At 70.4% G+C, this 2,289-nt stretch carries 1 protein-coding gene and 1 pseudogene; both read left to right on the forward strand.

Annotated features, from left to right (window positions below; genetic code table 11):
- Positions 1–600: 600 nt before the first annotated feature.
- Positions 601–2,004, forward strand: coding sequence for a family 2B encapsulin nanocompartment shell protein (locus DQW06_RS25100; protein WP_013153645.1), 1,404 nt, complete (start codon positions 601–603; stop codon positions 2,002–2,004).
- 34 nt (positions 2,005–2,038) lie between these two features.
- Positions 2,039–2,289 (forward strand): annotated as a pseudogene (locus DQW06_RS25105) (terpene synthase); the annotation flags it as partial.

Genomic DNA, 2,289 nt, shown 5'->3' on the forward strand with positions numbered 1-2,289 from the left:
CCGCGGGGGCGGTGTGCGGGCGTGTGCGGGGGAGTGCGGCCGGGTCGGTGTGATCCGTGCCACTGAGCGCCCGGGTGTTCTCCCGGGGTCGCGTCGGAGTCGCGGTGCGGGCGTGGCATCGGTTGGCCGTAATGCGCCTCTTCGGTGACCGGGAGGCGGCGTGCCCGGTCCTTCCTCATCGAAAATTCACATCATGAAATGTCATGAATTCATGGTTTCTGTTCGCAGATATGTTCGTACTCGGGCGTGAGGGGTGCGGGCGTTTTTGGGGTCGTACACCCTGTTCGTGGGCTTGTGGCGTGGTCGAGAAGTGCCTTTCGTCGGGATGTGTGACCCCGGGTCCGGTGGAGGCGGCACGGATATGGGACAGGGACCCCTCGGGCGCTTCCGAGAAAAATTCTCGTTTCCCTGCGAAGCCCGAATGGGTGCTCCTAGGGTGATCAGCGGTTTACGGAGAAAGCTGGCCTGTGCGCCGACGTGCCCGGGTCACGCCATGTATCCGAATACGCGCAACCTTTCCCGGCGCGCTCCCGCCCGCGGGGCCACCTCCCCCGGCCCCGCGGGACGGGCGCGCCACCACCATGAGGAGAGACACGGCGGATGTCGATCGACTCGGCTCCTGAGGTCCGGAGCAGCAAGCAGCAGAGCCTGGGTACCGCGGCCGCGCGGAACCTGGCGACCACCACCAAGTCCACGCCGCAGATGCAGGGCATCAGTTCCCGCTGGCTGACCCGGATGCTCCCGTGGGTGCACACCGACGGCGGCGCCTACCGGGTCAACCGGCGGCTGACCTACACCGTCGGCGACGGGCGGATCGAGTTCGAGCAGACCGGCGCCCGGGTCCGGGTCATCCCCCACGAACTCGGCGAGCTGGCCCTGCTGCGCGGCTTCGACGACGAGGAGGTGCTGGCGGCCCTGGCCAACCGCTTCGTCCAGCGCGACTTCGAGAACGGCCAGGTCCTGGTGGAGGAGGGCACGGCGGCCGACAGCCTGTTCCTGCTGGCGCACGGGCGCGTGCACAAGACCGGCACCGGCCCCTACGGCGAGGCCGTCCGGCTGGGCGTGCTGGCCGACGGCGACAGGTTCGGCGACCAGCACCTGCTCGGCACCGAACCGGCGTGGGAGTACACCGTCAAGGCCGCGACGGCGGGCACGCTGCTGGAGCTGCCCCGCCGCGACTTCATCGCGATCCTGGACGACTCGCCCGCCCTCCAGGCCCACGTCCAGCAGTACCTGTCCCTGCCCGGCGAGCGGCAGAACAAGCACGGCGAGGCCGAGATCGCCCTGTCCTCGGGCCACGTCGGCGAGGCCGAGCTGCCCAGCACCTTCGTGGACTACGAGCTCAGGCCGCGCGAGTACGAGCTGAGCGTGGCCCAGACCGTGCTGCGGGTGCACAGCCGGGTCGCCGACCTCTACAACAAGCCGATGAACCAGACCGAGCAGCAGCTGCGGCTGACCATCCAGGCCCTGCGCGAGCGCCAGGAGCACGAACTGGTCAACAACCGCGAGTTCGGCCTGCTCCACAACGCCGAGTTCAAGCAGCGCATCCAGACCCACTCGGGGCCGCCCACCCCCGACGACCTGGACGACCTGCTGAGCATGCGCCGCAACACCCAGTACATGTTCGCCCACCCCCGCGCCATCGCCGCCTTCGGCAAGGAGTGCAACAGCCGGGGCCTGAACATCGGCACCGTCGAGGTCAACGGCCACCACCTGCCCGCCTGGCGCGGGGTGCCCCTCCTGCCCTGCGGCAAGATCCCGGTCACCGAGCACCAGACCTCCTCGATCATCGCGGTCCGCACCGGCGAGGACAACGAGGGCGTCATCGGCCTGTACCAGACCGGCCTGCCCGACGAGGTCGAGCCCGGCCTCAACGCGCGCTTCATGGGCATCGACGACAAGGCCGTCATCTCCTACCTCGTCAGCACCTACTACTCCGCCGCGGTGCTCGTCCCCGACGCCATCGGGATCCTGGAGAACGCCGAGGTCCACCCGCGTGGCTGAGCACCCGACACCGTCAGGGAAGGAGGTCTAGACGGTGCCACCGCTGCCCAGGATGTCCGCCTCCGCCGCCTCTCCCGAGGTGGCGGCCCTGGTGGACCGCCTGCTCCGTGATTCGCGGCGCCCCGGGAGACCGGACCTGCTGGCGCCCCCGGCCGCCCCGCGGACGCCTCCCGCGCCCCGGCTGCCCGTGGGGTCCCGCCAGGTGGGCACGTCGGCGCTGCGGCTCCGGCTGCCCGACTCCCACGTCGCCGACCAGAGCCCCGGCGCCCTCGCCGTGCGCACCGG

The sequence above is a fragment of the Nocardiopsis sp. TNDT3 genome (genome assembly GCF_003427465.1).
Taxonomy (GTDB): Bacteria; Actinomycetota; Actinomycetes; order Streptosporangiales; family Streptosporangiaceae; genus Nocardiopsis; species Nocardiopsis dassonvillei.

Coding starts and splice junctions, on each gene's coding strand:
- DQW06_RS25100 (WP_013153645.1), top strand. CDS start 601: ATGTCGATCGACTCGGCTCCTGAGGTCCGGAGCAGCAAGCAGCAGAGC.